The following is a 15,491-nucleotide window of genomic DNA, read 5'->3' as shown; positions in this document are numbered from 1 at the left end:
GGGGGTGGCGGCCCGGTCGGTGAGTCAGCCGATCAGCTGCCGGAGGCGGTCCAGCAGCTCCTGCCAGAGGGTGCGCAGGGTGATGGACGTCGTGGCGGTGTCCCCGGACGTCCCGGTCAGGACGACGGCCTGGTCGCCGGCGCCGAGCAGCACCGGCACCCGCGGGCGGAGGCTGACCGCGCCGGTGTCGTCGGCGGTGGCGGTGCCGACCTGCCGGCCGCCGATGGTCACCGAGACCCGCTCGCCGGGGGCGAACCCGGTGCCGCTGACGGTCACCCGGTCACCGCGGAACGGTCGAGGCTCCGACACCGCCGCGGTGGCCGGGGTGTCCAGCGACAGCCCGATGACCGTCGGGTTGTGGTCGCTGGCCCGGTAGGGGTCCGCGGCGTACAGCGGGTCGACGCCGGAGTCGTACTCGTAGGCGAAGGACTCGACCGCGTTGGTCTCCCACACGGTCAGCCCGGTCACCTGCGAGGCCAGCGAGGCGGTGGCGAAGACGTGGTCCAGGGACCCCGAGCCGCCGTCGAAGACGTAGCTGTACTCGTCGGGGGCGAAGCTCTCGCCCAGCTCGGTGTAGCCGGCGTCGCGGACGACGTCCAGCGGGTCCTCGTACCGGTAGGAGTTGAAGTCCCCGGTCAGCAGGACGTCCGGGTCACCGGTGCTGGCAGCCAGTTGCTGGGCGAAGGCGACCAGCTCGGTGGCCTGCGCCGTCCGGTCGGCGTTGCAGTTGCCCGGACCGCCCACCGAGGTGTCGTTGCCGGTCGCGCAGGCGCTGCCCTTGGACTTCAGGTGGTTGGCCACCACCGTGAACACCTCGCCGCCCTCGACCGTCGCGAAGGTCTGCGCGATCGGGCTGCGGGCGTTGTCGAAGGTCGGGCTGGTGTAGGCCACCGGGTCGCCGACCGGGGTGACGACGTCGGTGCGGTGGATGACCGCGTTGGTGATGACGTCGCCGTCCTCGTGCGCCCGGGCGTAGTCCCAGTCGCGCCCGTCCACGGCCTCCAGGGCGGCGATCAGCGTCTCCACCGCCGCGTACGGCGTCGCCGGCGTGGTGACCGCCGAGTTCTCGATCTCGTGGAGGGTGATCACGTCGGCGTCCAACGCCTGCAGGCCGGCGACGATCTTGGCCTGCTGCTGGGCGAGCTCGGCCGGGCTGGTGGCCCCGCGGGACTCCCCGCCGAAGGTGACGAAGTAGTTCAGGACGTTGTAGTCGGCCACCCGCAGGTCGCCGCCGACCGGGGCCGGCGCCGGGGTGCGCGGGTTGGTCGGGGCGAACGTGGTGTCCGGCGCCCCGGCGGCCGGCTGCAGCCGCCAGCTGCCGAACCCGGCGCCGAGCACGACCGGGCCGAGCTGGGCGGTGTCGCCGATCCGCACCGGGTCACCGGGGGCGAGGTAGGGCGGCACGGTGCCCTGGGCGAGGCGGGCGGAGGACCCGTCGTCCAGGGTGATCGACCGGGTGGTGTTCTCCGCGGCGACCGCTGCGGCCGCGGCACCGGGCTCGGCGGCCTGGGTGGGGGACAGCAGCCGGCCGCCCGAGGACAGCAGCACCTCGCCGAAGCTGGTGAGGTCGAACAGCTCGGAGACGGTCAGGTCGTCGGCGGGGGCGACGAGCATGCCCTCGAGGGCCTCGCGCTCGGCGTCGGTGCTGGGCATAGGCAGGGTGGCCGGGGCGGGCAGCTCCGCGGTGCCGCAGACGGCGTAGGCCGCGTCGGCGAGCTGGGTGACCGAGAGCGGGTCGGCGGCGGGGAACTCGGTCGCCGTGCCGGTGACGGTCACGACGTCGCCGAGGGAGACCGGATCGCCGCCGGGGGCGTAGACGAAGACGGCGTCGGAGGTGGCGGGGTCGCCGTCCCCGGCGTCCTGCACGTGGAAGCCCTGGAACCCGCCGTCCTGCAGGTCGGCGACGACGGTGCCGCGCACGGTGACCGGGCTGCCGGCCACCGGGCTGGTGGCGCTGTTGCCCTGCACGCTGCCGACGGGGACCGCGGTCGCCTCGCAGGCCGGCGCCTCCGGCTCGGGCTCGGGGTCGGGGGTGGTGCCGCCGCCGAAGGTGGACGTCGACGGACCGGTCCAGGTCCCCCCGACGAGCTGGAGCGACTGGCCGATCGGGGTGCTCGACGGCTCGGCGACGCCGATGTCGGTGCTGGTGAGACCGGCGGCCGGGCCGTTCGATGCGGTCAGCACGCCCTCGTAGGACAGGAACTGGAGGACGGTGCCGTCGGCGGCTAGGAGGGCGATGCCGTCCGGGGAGCCGTTCTGCAGCCCGTTGGCGGGGTAGCTGACCACCGCGACGCCCGAGGACGACGCGGGGACGGCGGCGGGGGACCCGTAGGTGACCGCGGCGGCCGCCTGGGCGGAGATGGAGCCGCCGTTGTAGAGGACCACCGACAGGCCGGTCAGGTCGGCGGCGGCCGGTGCGGTGATCTCGACGGCCTCCCCGACGTCGTCACCGGCGTTGTCGTAGTGGATCTCGGTGATGCGGGCGTCGGTGGGCGCGGCGGCGGCCGGGGCGGCCGTGGCCAGCCCACCGACCACCAGGGCACACACGGCGGCGCCGAGGACCGGCGCCGTTCTGCTCGTGGTCACGGTTCTCCTCGCGGCCGCACGGGGGCGGCGGTTGCCGAGCGGGGGATGTGCCGATCCTGTCAGCGCGCTGTGTCCGGGTCCATGAACAGCAGGTGACTTTCTTCGCCGTGGTCATGACCGGTGCTCACGGTCCGGGTTGCACAGCAGGACCCCGTAACGTGGTCCGGTGCCCGACTTGCTGCCCGACTCCTGGTTCACCCGTGATCTGCCCGTCCTGCGTGCCGTCGCCCGGCTCGTGGACAGCCCTGCGCACGGTGGAGCGCCCTACCTCGGCCAGGTCGTCCCGGCCAGCGGCCTGCCCCGGCCGCAGGTGGTCGCCGCCGTCCGCGGGCTGGTAGACACCGGCTACGTGGCGGCGCTGACGAACGTGGCCGGCGACGTCGTCCGGATCACCGGCATCTCCGGGGAGGCCCGCCGGCTGACCGGGCTCTGGCCGACCCCGCAGTCGGAGTGGGAGCGCCTCGGCGAGCAGCTGGCCGCCCGGGCAGCGGGGGCCGCCACCGAGGTGGAACGGGACCGCTGGCGGGCGCTGGCCGACGCGGCGACCGCGGTGGGCCCCGACGCCGGTGCCCTGCTGATGTCGGCGCTCATCGGCGGCTACGTCCCCCGGGCGCACTAGGCGAGAACGCGACAGCGCCCCGCGACCCGGAGGTCGAGGGGCGCTGCCGGTGGTTCAGGTGGCTGAGGTCAGCCGCCGGTCAGAGATCAGACCGGGTTGACGTTCGCAGCCTGCGGGCCCTTCTGGCCCTGCTCGACGTCGAACGAGATGCGCTGGCCCTCATCGAGCGAGCGGTACCCGCTGGTCTGAATCGCCGAGTAGTGGACGAAGACGTCCGGGCCGCCGCCATCGGGGGTGGCAAAGCCGAACCCCTTCTCGGCGTTGAACCACTTCACTGTTCCTTCGGGCATTGCTCGCTCCTAGCTGAGGTCGTACGTCGGGGTCCTGCCACTTACAGAGCCTTCCCGACGACTGAACACTAACCACACGTGTCCAGCGGCGCGAGCACGGCACCCCTCACGCGGGTGTGTCGGCACCGTCCGCGGGGTCCGTGACGCGGTTCCCGTCGCCGTCCCAGTGGGCCTGGACCTTCTTGCTGGGCTGCACCCGCGGGGGCTCGCCGGGCATCTTCGGGTAGTCCGGCGGGAAGTTCAGCTCCCCGCCGGGCAGGGTCTCCCACAGCTCCAGCAGCGGGGCGAGGTCGTGCGCGACGTCGTCCACGTCGGCCCAGGGATCGCCGTCGGCCAGCCGCTCGGGCACGGTGTGGATGTTGAGCACGGCGGGGTCGTCCACCTCGGCCAGCTGCGCCCAGGTGACCGGGGTGCTGACCGGGGCGCCCGGGCGGGCCCGCAGGCTCCAGGCGCCGGCGATGGTGCGGTCCCGGTTGTTCTGGTTCAAGTCCACGAACACCCGCTCGCCGCGCTCCTCCTTCCACCAGGCGGTGGTGACGCCGTCGTCCCGGCGCTCGAGCTCGCGGCCCAGCCCGATGGCGGCGTGCCGGACGTCCTCGAAGGAGTGCTCGGGGCGGATCCGGACGTAGACGTGCACGCCCCGGTTGCCGCTGGTCTTGGCGTAGCCGCGGATCCCGAGCTCGGCCAGCAGCTCCCGGGTGGTGTCGGCGACCCGGCGGACGTCGGCGAACGTGGTGCCCGGCTGCGGGTCCAGGTCGATCCGCAGCTCGTCGGGGTGGTCGACGTCGGGACGGCGCACCGGCCACGGGTGGAAGGTCAGCGTGCCCATCTGGGCGGCCCACACCAGGTGCGCCGCCTCGGTGGGGCACAGCTCGTCCGCCGTCCGGCCGCTGGGGAAGGTGATCCGGGCCGTCTCGATCCAGTCGGGGGCGCCCTTGGGCAGCCGCTTCTGGTAGAAGCCGTCGGCGTCCGGGTCGCGCGGGCCGGTGGCCAGCCGCATGCCCTCGTGCCAGCCGTCCGGCCAGCGCTCCATGGCCGTGGGGCGGTCGCCCAGCGCCCGGAGCATCGGGCCGGAGACGGCGGCGACGTACTCGCACACCTGCAGCTTGGTCACCTGCGGGGTGGTGTCCGTGGCGTCGTAGACCACCCGGCCCGGGCTGGAGACCCGGATCTCCCGCCCGTCCACGTCGAGCACCACGGCGTCCTTGCTGCTGGCCATGGGCGCGACCCTAGGGGCTCAGGCGGGGCAGGTCAGGTCGGCTGCCGGCGCGGCCAGGTCCACCAGGTAGGAGTCCACGGCCGTCGTCACGCACTCGGTCTTCGGGTAGGCGGTGTGCCCGCTGCCCTGCCAGGTCAGCAGCACGCCCGAGGTGAGGTCCTCGGCCATGTCGACGGCGCCGGGCAGCGGGGTGACCGGGTCGCCCTGCGTGCCGACGACCAGGATCGGCGCGGCGCCCTCGGCGTTGCGCTCGGGCAGCGGGGTGCGCGGGGCCTCCCACGGCGTGCAGGTGTAGAGCGACAGCGCCGAGTCCGCGCCGAACAGCGGGTAGCGGGTGCCCCAGTCGGCGACCAGCGCCCGGACGTCGTCCTGGGAGTAGGTCTCCTCGGTGTCCGAGCAGCTGACCGTGAGGTTGGCGTCGATCGTGTTGGTGTAGCTGCCGTCCTCGCCGCGCCCGGTGAAGGTGTCGGCCAGGGTCAGCACGCCGGCTGCGTCCCCGGCCTGCGCGGCGGCCAGCGACTGGGCCAGCTGCGGCCAGGCGGCGGGGTTGTAGAGGGCGGACCGGACGGCGGCCAGCACCAGGCCGGGCGTCGCCTGCCGGGTCTCGCCCTCCCGGCTGCTGGGGATCGGGGTGGTCTCGGCCTGGGTGAGCAGGTCGTTGACGAACGTGCGCGGGTCAGCGCCGACCGGGCAGCCGCCCACCAGGGCCGTGCAGTTGGCCGCGAAGGCGTCGAAGGCGGCCTCGAAGCCCTGCGCCTGCGCCTCGGCGGCCTCCTGGGGGTCGGCCTCGGGGTCCACGGCGCCGTCGAGCACCAGCGCCCGCACCTGGCCCGGGAACAGCTCGGCGTAGGTGGAGCCCAGCGTGGTGCCGTAGCTGTAGCCCAGGTAGGTCAGCTGGGTGTCGCCGACGGCCTGGCGCACCCGGTCGAGGTCCCGGGCGGAGTCGACGGTGGAGAACGCACCGAGCCCGGCGCCGTAGGTGTCCGCGCAGCCCTGCGCGACGTCGTCGGCGAGGGCGAAGGCGGCGTCCAGCTCGTCGGCGGTGCTGGGTCGGGGCTCGGCGGCGGTGATCTCGTCCTTGGTGCCGTCGGAGATGCACTCCACCGGCTGGGACAGCCCCACCCCGCGCGGGTCCACCCCGACCACGTCGAAGCGGCCCACGACGGCGTCGGGCAGCGTCAGCGCGGACTGCACGGCCGCGTCGGTGGCCGACAGGCCCGGCCCGCCGGGGTTGACCACCAGCGACCCGATCCGGTCGGTCTGGGTGCCCGAGACCGCACGGACGGCGAACAGCGACAGGGTCGGGCCGGTCGGGTCGTCATAGCTCAGCGGGACCTCGATCTGCCCGCAGCCGAAGGTCAGCGGCCGGTCCGCACCGGGGCGCCCGGCGATGATCGGCGCGATGTCGGCGGTGCAGTCGGTCCACTCGACCGGCTGCACCGGGGTCTCGGTCGGGGTGGCCGAGGCGGCCGACGAGCTGGTCGCGGCCTCGTCGGCGGAGTCGCCGGAGGAGCAGGCCGACAGCACGACGAGGACGACGGAGAGCAGCGCCACCAGGACGGCGGGACGACGGGGGACAGCGGTCACGGGGAACCACCCTAGGAGGGCCCGGGCCGTCACGCCCGTCCCGGCAGCCCCAGGTGGTCAGGCTCTCAACCTCCGCTCACCCCTCCGCTCGACCGCCGAGGACCTCCCCGAGGTCGTAGCTGACCGGGATGTCGAGCTGGTCGTAGGTGCAGTCGGCGGCGTCCTTGTCCGGGCGCCACCGCTGGAACTGCCCGGTGTGCCGCAGCCGCTCGCCCTCGAGCTGGTCGTACCGGATCTCCACCACCAGCTCGGGCCGCAGCGGCACCCAGGACAGGTCCTTGCCGGCGTTCCACCGGCTCTGCGCACCGGGCATCCGTTGGCCGGGGTGGCCCTCGGACCACTCCGCCTGCGCGTTGGCCCAGGCGCCCCAGGGATGGGCGTCGAGGTCGGTGAGCCGGTAGGGCTCGAGCTCCTCGACCAGCTCGGCGCGGCGCTTGGTGGTGAACGAGGCGGCCACCCCGATGTGCTGCAGCTCGCCGTCCCGGTGCAGGCCCAGCAGCAGCGAGCCGACCAGCGGTGCCTCCGGGGTGGACGTCTTGTGCCAGCGGAACCCGGCGACCACGACGTCGGCGGTGCGCACGTGCTTGACCTTGGTCATCGTGCGCTGGTCGGGGGAGTAGGGCGCGTCGCCGGGCTTGGCGACGACGCCGTCCAGGCCGGCGCCCTCGAACTCCTCGAACCACCGCCGGGCGACGGCGGCGTCGGTGGTCAGCGTGGTGACGTAGACCGGTGCCTGCACGTGGGCCAGTGCCTCGCGCAGCCGGGCCTGCCGGTCCCGGAAGGGCAGGTCGACCAGCGACTCGTCGCCGAGTGCCAGGACGTCGAAGGCCAGGAAGGACGCCGGGGTCTCCGCGGCCAGCTTGTCCACCCGTGACTTGGCGGGGTGGATCCGCTGCAGCAGGGACTCGAAGTGCAGCCGGTCCCCGCGGGGGACGACGATCTCGCCGTCGAGCACGCACCGCTCCGGCAGCTGGGCCTTGACCGCCTCGACCACCTCGGGGAAGTACCGGGTCAGCGGCCGCTCGTTGCGGCTGCCCAGCTCCACCTCGTCGCCGTCGCGGAAGACGATGCAGCGGAAGCCGTCCCACTTGGGCTCGTAGAAGAAGTCGCCCTCGGGCACCTCCTTGGCGGCCTTGGCGAGCATCGGCTTGACCGGCGGGTTCACGGGCAGGTCCACCGCAGCAGTCAAGCAGCCCGGCGGCGATCCGACCTGGCCACCGACCACGAAGGGTCACGAACCGCCGCCGCGCCGGCCCGGAGCGGGCCCGGGGGTGCTCTGACCAGGCCCGATCCCGCCGCCGGGTGCTCGCCCGGTGGCACCCTCGCGCTGGACGGGCCCGACCGGGCCATCCCGACCCGACGAGGACCTGCAGGCATGGCCACACCTCCTCCCGACCCGGCGGCCGGCGCCCCGCTGGTGGGCCCGCGGCCGGCGGGCGGGCGCCGGCCGCTGGTCGGTCCGCGCCCGGTGCACCGGCACCGCGGCCGGTGGGCAGCGGTGGCCGTCGTGCCGGTCGGCGTGGTGCTGGCGGTGCTGGCCGTCGCCGGCACCCCGGGTCCGGCCGGTGCGCCCGCGGCCGGGGCCGCCGACGTGCAGGGTCCGGGGGCGCTGGCCGACGCCACCCGGCAGCCCGGCGCGATGACCCAGCGGCCCGGGGTCCCCGACGGCGTGGATGACGCCGGGTCGGCCTCCGCCGTGCCGACCGCGGGTGCCCCGGGGCGGACGACGTGGTCCACGACCCCCGGAGCCACCCCCAGCGCCGGGACGGCTCCCGGCGCCGACCCGACCCCCGTGCCCGAGGAGACCGCGGCGTCGTCGGACGCTGCGGGGACCACCCCGACGGCCGGGACCTCCGCTGCGCCCACCGCGGCGCCGTCGACCAGCGTCGCCCCCGGCGGGTGGTCGTTGCCGTTCCCGTTCCCGCTGCCGCTGCCCGGGTGGCTCGGCGGGGGATCCGGCGCCGACGACGGGACCGAGCCGGCGCCCACCACCGCGGCTCCCGACGTCCCCGCCGACGGCGGCGAACCGGCACCGGGCCCGGTGGAGGGCGACCAGCTCAGCGGCTGAGCGCGTACCGGGCGAAGAGGACGCCGTCCTCCTCCAGCAGCTGGGTCAGCCGGACCGGCGCGGGCTCGGGCAGCCCCCGGTCGCCCAGCACGCCCGGGGCGCCGCCGGCCAGCAGCGGGGCAGTGGTCAGGCACAGCTCGTCGACCACGCCCGCCGCGACGGCCGACCGGAACAGCGCCGGGCCGCCCTCGCAGAGCACCTGCTCCAGGCCCTCGGCGGCCAGCGCGTCCAGGGCGGCGGGCAGGTCGACGTCGTCGTCCCCGCAGACCAGCACGTGGACCCCGGCCGCGGCCAGGGCCACCCGCTGGTCGGCGTCGGAGCTGCCGCAAGTCACCAGGTACGTCGAGGGCATCGCCAGGCGGTCGCCGGGCGCCAACGACGCCCGGCGGCTCACCACCACGACCGGTGCCCCGGCTGGCCGGCCGAGCTCCCGCCGCAGCTGCACCACCCCGGCGTCGCCGTCGACCGGGCCGTAGCCCTCCGCCGCCGCCGTGCCGTGGCCGACGAGGACGGCGTCCGCCCAGGCCCGCAGCACGTCGAACACCCGCTTGTCGCCGTCGGACCCCAGCCCGGCGGACGCGCCGTCTACGCTGGCCGCCCCGTCGAGGGCGTGCACGAAGTTGGCCCGCACCCACCGCCCGGCCGGTGGCCGGTAGGCCTCGGCCAGCGCGGTCCCGTCCAGCGGCGACCCGCCGGGCGGGAGGAGGCCCCGCATCAGCGGGTGGCCAGGACCGCGGCGGACTCGGCCGGCAGGGTCACCGTCTCGCCGTCGACCTCGGGGAGCTCGCCGGTGGCCAGCAGCACGTCGGTCACCGGCCGGTCCAGGTCGACCTCCCGCGGCTCGCCGGACAGGTTGGCCACCACCCGCAGCGAGCCGCGGTGCACGACCAGCCAGCGGTCGGCGTCGTCCCAGTCCACCTGCACCCGGCTCAGGTCGGCGTCCACCAGCTCCGGGCGGGCCCGGCGCAGCGCGAGCAGTGCCGTGTGCAGCGCCAGCAGGTCGGCGTGCGGCCGCTGCTCGAGCTCGCTCCAGTCGAGCTTGGAGCGGGTGAACGTCTCCGGGTCCTGCGGGTCGGGCACCTCGGCGGCGTCCCAGCCGTGCTCGGCGAACTCGCCGATCCTGCCCTCAGCGGTCGCCTTGCCGAGCTCGGGCTCGGGGTGGCTGGTGAAGAACTGCCACGGCGTGCCGGCGCCCCACTCCTCGCCCATGAAGAGCATCGGGGTGAACGGGCTGGTCAGCGTGATGGTGGCGCCGACGGCGAGCAGGCCGGGGGACAGGGCGGCCGAGATGCGGTCCCCGGTGGCCCGGTTGCCGATCTGGTCGTGGTCCTGCAGGTAGGCCAGGAACTTCCAGCCCGGCAGCCGGTCGGTGTCCACGGGGCGGCCGTGGTGCCGCTTGCGGAACGACGACCAGGCCCCGTCGTGGAAGAACGCGCCGGTGAGCACCTTGGCCAGCCCGGCCAGACCGCCCTCGGCGAAGTCCCGGTAGTAGCCCTGGCCCTCGCCGGTGAGCACGGCGTGCAGCGAGTGGTGGAAGTCGTCGCTCCACTGCGCGGTGAGCCCGAGCCCGCCGGCGGCCCGCGGGGTGACCATCCGCGGGTCGTTGAGGTCGGACTCGGCGATCAGGGTCAGCGGTCGGCCCTCGGTCACGCTGAGCGCGTCGACCTCGGCCGCCAGCTCCTCGAGCACGTGGGTGGCCCGCTCGTCGACCAGGGCGTGCACGGCGTCCAGCCGTAGGCCGTCGACGTGCATGTCCCGCAGCCACATCAGCGCGTTGTCGATGACGTACCGGCGCACCTCGTCGGAGTGCGGCCCGGACAGGTTGACCGAGTCGCCCCAGGTGTTCGCACCGCCCTCGCTGAACACCGGGAAGAACTCGGGCAGGTAGTTCCCCGACGGGCCCAGGTGGTTGTAGACGACGTCCTGGATGACCGCGAGACCGCGCTGGTGGCAGGCGTCGACGAACCGCTGGTAGCCGGCCGGCCCGCCGTACCCCTCGTGGACGGCGTACCAGGCGACGCCGTCGTAGCCCCAGTTGTGCGTGCCGTTGAACCCGTTCACCGGCAGCAGCTCGACGAAGCTGACGCCGAGGGACACCAGGTGGTCCAGCCGGGTGACGGCCGCGTCGAAGGTGCCGGCCTCGGTGAACGTGCCCACGTGCAGCTCGTAGACCACGCCGCCGGCCAGCGGCCGCCCGGTCCAGGCCCGGTCCATCCAGCGGTGCGCGGCGGGGTCGAAGCGGCGGGTCGGCCCGTGCACACCGTCGGGCTGGCGGCGTCCTCGGGGGTCCGGTCGGGCGGGGGTGGTGTCGTCGAGCAGGAAGCCGTAGTCGGCCTCCGGCGCGGCGGGGACGGTCGCCCGCCACCACCCGTCGTCGTCCCGGGTCATCTCGTGGACGGCGCCGTCCAGCTGCAGGCGGACCTGCTGGGGCAGCGGCGCCCAGACGGCGAACTCGGTCGGCTCGGTGCTCATGGTCCTTCTTCAGACCTTCACGAGGAGGGCGACCGGGAGTGCGTCGAGCACCTCGGCCAGCTGGGCGCCGCGGGCGTCGGAGACGACCCGGGTACCGGTGAGCAGGTCGCGCCAGCCGCCGTGCGGCAGCTGCAGCGCGGTGTCCCGCCAGCCGCCGTCGGCGGCCAGCCGCACCGGCAGCCGGGTGGCGACCGTGACGACCCCGCCGCGGTCGAAGGCCACCGCGTGGTCGGCCGCCGGGCCGGCGACCTCGACCGCGGTGTAGCCGGCGAACGCCTCGGGGGAGTCCCGGCGGTGCCGCAGCGCCCGCGAGACCACCAGCAGCTTGGCCGCGCCGGTCGCGTCGACCGCCGGGACGGTGCCGGCCTCGAGCTCGGCGAGCAGCGCGCGACGCTGCGCGTAGTCCACCGGCCGGCGGTTGTCCGGGTCCACCAGGGAGAAGTCCCACAGCTCGGTGCCCTGGTAGACGTCCGGGACGCCGGCCATGGTCAGCTGCAGCAGCTTCTGGGCGAGCGAGTTCGACCAGCCGTACGGGGCGATCCGCTCGACGAAGGCGTCGATCTCGGCGCGGGTCGTCGGGTCCTCGAACGCGGCGTCCACCATCGCGTGCAGCGAGGCCTCGAACTCCTCGTCGACCGCGGTGTAGGTGGTCGAGGTCCCGGCCTCGCGGGCCGCCTTCTCCGCGTAGGCGTGCGCCCGCTCGGGGGTCAGCGGCCACGCGCCGACCAGGTTCTGCCAGACCTGGTGGGCCAGCGGGCGGTCGGCCAGCGGGTGCCGGGTCAGCCAGCCGCGCACCAGACCGGCCCACTCACCGGGCAGCTCGGCCAGCACGGCCAGCCGTGCCCGGACGTCCTCGCTGCGCTTGGTGTCGTGGGTGGACAGCGTCGTCATCGAGGCCGCACGCTGCTCCGCGCGCCGGTCCTGCGCGGCGTGGAAGTCGGCGACCGGCAACCCGAAGCGGGTGGGGTCACCGCCCACCTCGTTGAGCGCGACGAAGCGGGACCAGCGGTAGTAGGCGCTGTCCTCCACCCCCTTGGCCATGACCGGGCCCGACGTCTGCTCGAAGCGGGTGGCCAGCTCGGTGTGCGGGGTGGCCAGCAGCGGGTGCAGCCCGTCGACGGCGGCGGTGAGGTCGGGACGGCGCTCCCGGACGGCGGCGACCGTGCTGTCCAGGTGTTCCCGGCCCGCGGGCAGGTAGGTGCGGTAGACGTCGAAGCAGGCCAGCAGCTCGGCGAGCGCCTGGCTCACCTGCTCGGCCGGGACGCCGGGCAGGTCACCGACCAGCCGCGCGAGCCGGGCGACCTCGGACCCGAGGATGCCGTCGGTGACCTCGCGCTTGGTGCCGTGCACGAGCTCGGCGTAGTCGACCGGGTGCCCGGTGACCTCGGTGTCCAGCGCGGTGAGGGCCGGCTCGCCGGCCGGGTCCACCAGGACGCCGTCCACCTCGGCCAGCGCGTCGTAGCCGGTGGTGCCGGCGGTGGCCCAGCCCCCGGGCAGGTCCTCGCCGGGCTCCAGGATCTTCTCCACCACGGTCCACCGGCGGCCGCTGAGCTCGGCCAGCCGGTCCAGGTACTGCCCCGGGTCGGCCAGGCCGTCGGGGTGGTCGATCCGCAGCCCGTCCACCCACCCGGCCGCCAGCATCTCGCGGACCAGGGCGTGGGTGGCCTCGAAGACCCGCTCGTCCTCCACCCGGAGCCCGGCCAGGGTGTTGATCGCGAAGAACCGCCGGTAGTTCAGGTCGGCGTCGGCCCGGCGCCAGTCGACCAGTTCGTAGTGCTGCCGGTCGTGCACCTCCTGCGGGGTGCCCCCGTCGGTGCCCGGGGCGACCGGGAAGCGGTGCTCGTAGTAGCGGAGCTCGCCGTCGGAGACCGACAGCTCGGCCAGGTCGTCGGCCGACCCCAGCACCGGCAGCCGGACCCGGCCGCCGCCGAAGTCCCAGTCGACGTCGAAGGCGTGCGCGTGCGGGCTGTCCTGCCCCAGCTCGAGCAGCGACCACCACCACTGCGCGGCGTGGGCGTCGTCCACGCCCATGTGGTTGGGCACCAGGTCCAGCACGAGGCCCAGGCCGCGCTCGTGCAGCGCGGCGACGAGGCGCTCGAGGGCCGGGCGGCCCCCGCGCGCCTCGTCGACGTGCGCGTGGTCGGTGGTGTCGTAGCCGTGGTTGGAGCCCTCGGCCGAGCGCAGCAGCGGCGAGGCGTAGGCGTGGCTCACCCCGAGGTCGGCCAGGTAGCCGACCACGGCGGCGCCGTCGTCCAGGGTGAAGTCGGCGTGGAACTGCAGGCGGTAGGTGCCCGACGGCACCCCCCGGCGTGCGTCCCCCGTGGGTGTGGTCACGAGACGCTGCGCAGGACGACCATGGCCCGGCCCTTGACGGTCAGGACGTCGCCGGCCTGGCTCTCGTTGGGCTCGACCGGGCCGAACTCGGCGGTGTCGACGACGACCGTCCAGGTCGGGGCGTACTCCGAGCTGGGCAGGGTGAACTCGATGTCCTCGTGCCAGGCGTTGAAGGCGAGGATGAAGCAGTCGTCGGTGACGGTCTCGCCGCGCTCGTCGGTGGACCGGATCCCGTTGCCGTTGAGGTAGACCGCGACGCTCTTGGCGTAGTGGGCGTCCCAGTCCTCCTCGGTCATCAGCTCGCCGGCCGGGGTCAGCCAGGCGATGTCGGGCACCGGGTCGCCCTCGCCGCGGCCGACCGGGCGGCCGTTGAAGAAGCGGCGGCGGCGGAAGGTCGGGTGGTCGTGGCGCAGGTGGGTGACCAGCTTGGTGAACTCGACCAGGCCCTCGTCCACGTCGGACCAGTCGATCCAGGTGATCTCGGAGTCCTGGCAGTAGCCGTTGTTGTTGCCGCCCTGGCTGCGGCCCAGCTCGTCGCCGTGCAGCAGCATCGGCACGCCCTGGCTCAGCATCAGCGTGGCGATGAAGTTGCGGCGCTGCTGGGCGCGCAGGGCCAGGATCTCCGGGTCGTCGGTCTCGCCCTCGACGCCGCAGTTCCAGCTGCGGTTGTGGCTCTCGCCGTCGTTGTTGTCCTCGCCGTTGGCCTCGTTGTGCTTGTCGTTGTAGGAGACGAGGTCGTTGATGGTGAAGCCGTCGTGGGCGGTGACGAAGTTGATGCTGGCGACCGGACGTCGTCCCGAGTGCTGGTAGAGGTCGGCCGAGCCGGTGATCCGGCTGGCGAACTCGCCGACCGTGGCGTCCTCGCCGCGCCAGAAGTCGCGGACCGTGTCGCGGTACTTGCCGTTCCACTCCGTCCACAGCGACGGGAAGTTGCCGACCTGGTAGCCGCCGTCGCCGATGTCCCAGGGCTCGGCGATGAGCTTGACCTGGCTGACGACCGGGTCCTGGTGCACCAGGTCGAAGAACGCCGACAGCCGGTCGACCTCGTGGAACTGACGGGCCAGCGTGGAGGCCAGGTCGAAGCGGAACCCGTCGACGTGCATCTCGGTGACCCAGTAGCGCAGCGAGTCCATGATCAGCTGCAGCGACTGCGGGTTCGCGACGTTCAGCGAGTTCCCGGTGCCGGTGGTGTCCATGTAGAACTGCTTGTCGTCGGCGACCAGGCGGTAGTAGGCCTGGTTGTCGATGCCCTTGAACGACAGCGTCGGGCCGTTGTGGTTGCCCTCGGCGGTGTGGTTGTAGACCACGTCGAGGATCACCTCGATGCCGGCGTCGTGCAGGGCCCGGACCATGCCCTTGAACTCCTGCACGGCCATGCCGGGGTCCTGGTTGCTGGCGTACTCGTGGTGCGGGGCGAAGAACCCGATCGAGTTGTAGCCCCAGTAGTTGCGCAGGCCCTTCTGCTGCAGGGTGTCGTCCTGCACGAACTCGTGGACGGGCATGAGCTCGAGGGCGGTGACGCCCAGGTCGGTGAGGTGCTCGATGATCGCCGGGTGCGCGATGCCGGCGTAGGTGCCGCGCAGCTCCTCGGGGATGCGCGGGTGGGTCATCGTCAGGCCCTTGACGTGGGCCTCGTAGATCACCGACTTGTGGTACGGGATGCGCGGCAGCCGGTCGTTGCCCCAGTCGAAGAACGGGCTGACGACGACGGACTTGGGCATGTGCGCCGCGCTGTCCTCGTCGTTGCGTTCCTTGGTCTCGAAGTCGTAGCCGAACACCGAGGGGTCCCAGTCGATGCCGCCGTCGACGGCCTTCGCGTAGGGGTCCATCAGCAGCTTGTTCGGGTTGCAGCGCTGGCCCTGCTCGGGGTCGTACGGGCCGTGCACGCGGAAGCCGTAGCGCTGGCCGGGCTGGACGCCGGGCAGGAACGCGTGCCAGACGAAGGCGTCCATCTCGGGCAGCCGGATGCGCTCCTCGGTGCCGTCGGCGTCGAACAGGCACAGCTCGACCTTCTCGGCCACCTCGCTGAAGATCGCGAAGTTCGTGCCGGTGCCGTCGTAGGTCGCCCCGAGGGGGTAGGCGGTACCTGGCCAGACCTGGGTGGTCATGAAAGTCGTGTTCCTCCTGCGCTGGGCGGCCGCGGTGGGTCCGGGGCCGGGTGGAGCGGACGTGCCAGGGCGCCGGTGCCCACGGGTCGCCGGCACCACACCTGGGGCCGGTGACGATCGGGTCACGACGGGCCCGGGACGAGTCTGCCGTGGCCCGGCCGGGTCCGCCGGGTGTGGTGGTCCGGACGCGACGAAGCCCCTCGGGCGC

11 protein-coding genes are annotated in these 15,491 nt (G+C 74.0%); 2 read left to right on the top strand and 9 right to left on the bottom strand.

All coding sequences use genetic code 11. The features are described from left to right. Window positions 1-24: 24 nt before the first annotated feature. Entirely contained in the window at window positions 25-2,586 is a 2,562-nt protein-coding gene (locus UXQ13_RS21960) for an ExeM/NucH family extracellular endonuclease (RefSeq protein ID WP_225235372.1), read from the bottom strand. A gap of 166 nt (window positions 2,587-2,752) precedes the next feature. Here UXQ13_RS21960 and UXQ13_RS21955 point away from each other — a divergent pair, with 166 nt between their 5' ends. Next, the gene (locus UXQ13_RS21955; RefSeq protein WP_225235373.1) at window positions 2,753-3,205 is read left to right on the top strand and encodes a hypothetical protein; all 453 of its coding nucleotides are present in this window, start codon (window positions 2,753-2,755) and stop codon (window positions 3,203-3,205) included. 86 nt (window positions 3,206-3,291) lie between these two features. On the opposite strand, the gene UXQ13_RS21950 is transcribed toward UXQ13_RS21955, so the two are convergent. The 4 genes from UXQ13_RS21950 to UXQ13_RS21935 form a co-directional block, all read right to left on the bottom strand. Then, window positions 3,292-3,495, bottom strand: a complete 204-nt coding sequence (locus tag UXQ13_RS21950; RefSeq protein ID WP_055766945.1) for a cold-shock protein — start codon at window positions 3,493-3,495, stop codon at window positions 3,292-3,294. Window positions 3,496-3,601: 106 nt separating this feature from the next. Then, on the bottom strand, window positions 3,602-4,714 hold the full coding sequence (locus tag UXQ13_RS21945; protein WP_225235374.1) for a DNA polymerase domain-containing protein: 1,113 nt from the start codon (window positions 4,712-4,714) through the stop codon (window positions 3,602-3,604). 18 nt (window positions 4,715-4,732) lie between these two features. Continuing rightward, window positions 4,733-6,301 carry an alpha/beta hydrolase gene (locus UXQ13_RS21940; RefSeq protein ID WP_225235375.1) on the bottom strand — a complete coding sequence of 523 codons (1,569 nt, stop codon included), beginning with the start codon at window positions 6,299-6,301 and terminating at the stop codon, window positions 4,733-4,735. Between the two features lie 76 nt (window positions 6,302-6,377). Then, complete coding sequence (locus UXQ13_RS21935; RefSeq protein WP_336392982.1) at window positions 6,378-7,478, bottom strand: ATP-dependent DNA ligase; 1,101 nt, start codon at window positions 7,476-7,478, stop codon at window positions 6,378-6,380. Between the two features lie 198 nt (window positions 7,479-7,676). On the opposite strand from UXQ13_RS21935, the gene UXQ13_RS21930 reads away from it, so the two are divergent. Then, window positions 7,677-8,369, top strand: coding sequence for a hypothetical protein (locus tag UXQ13_RS21930; RefSeq protein WP_336392981.1), 693 nt, complete (start codon window positions 7,677-7,679; stop codon window positions 8,367-8,369). Here UXQ13_RS21930 and UXQ13_RS21925 read toward each other — a convergent pair. The 4 genes from UXQ13_RS21925 to glgX are packed head-to-tail and all read right to left on the bottom strand — an operon-like array spanning window position 8,359 to window position 15,283. Then, the gene (locus UXQ13_RS21925) at window positions 8,359-9,084 is read right to left on the bottom strand and encodes a dihydrofolate reductase family protein (protein WP_225231752.1); all 726 of its coding nucleotides are present in this window, start codon (window positions 9,082-9,084) and stop codon (window positions 8,359-8,361) included. The genes UXQ13_RS21930 and UXQ13_RS21925 overlap by 11 nt on opposite strands. After that, entirely contained in the window at window positions 9,084-10,841 is a 1,758-nt protein-coding gene (treZ, locus tag UXQ13_RS21920; protein ID WP_336392980.1) for a malto-oligosyltrehalose trehalohydrolase, read from the bottom strand. The genes UXQ13_RS21925 and treZ overlap by 1 nt, the downstream gene beginning before the upstream one ends. A gap of 9 nt (window positions 10,842-10,850) precedes the next feature. Continuing rightward, window positions 10,851-13,175: a malto-oligosyltrehalose synthase gene (gene treY, locus UXQ13_RS21915; protein WP_225235378.1), complete on the bottom strand. Its 2,325-nt coding sequence runs from the start codon at window positions 13,173-13,175 to the stop codon at window positions 10,851-10,853. Further along, complete coding sequence (gene glgX, locus UXQ13_RS21910; RefSeq protein ID WP_225235379.1) at window positions 13,172-15,283, bottom strand: glycogen debranching protein GlgX; 2,112 nt, start codon at window positions 15,281-15,283, stop codon at window positions 13,172-13,174. The genes treY and glgX overlap by 4 nt, the downstream gene beginning before the upstream one ends. Between the last annotated feature and the right edge of the window lie 208 nt (window positions 15,284-15,491).

It is taken from the genome of Klenkia terrae, from assembly GCF_037083865.1.
In the GTDB taxonomy this organism is placed as follows: Bacteria; Actinomycetota; Actinomycetes; order Mycobacteriales; family Geodermatophilaceae; genus Klenkia; species Klenkia terrae.
Note: the sequence above shows the minus strand (reverse complement) of the source record. Positions and strands in the feature narration are given on the sequence as shown.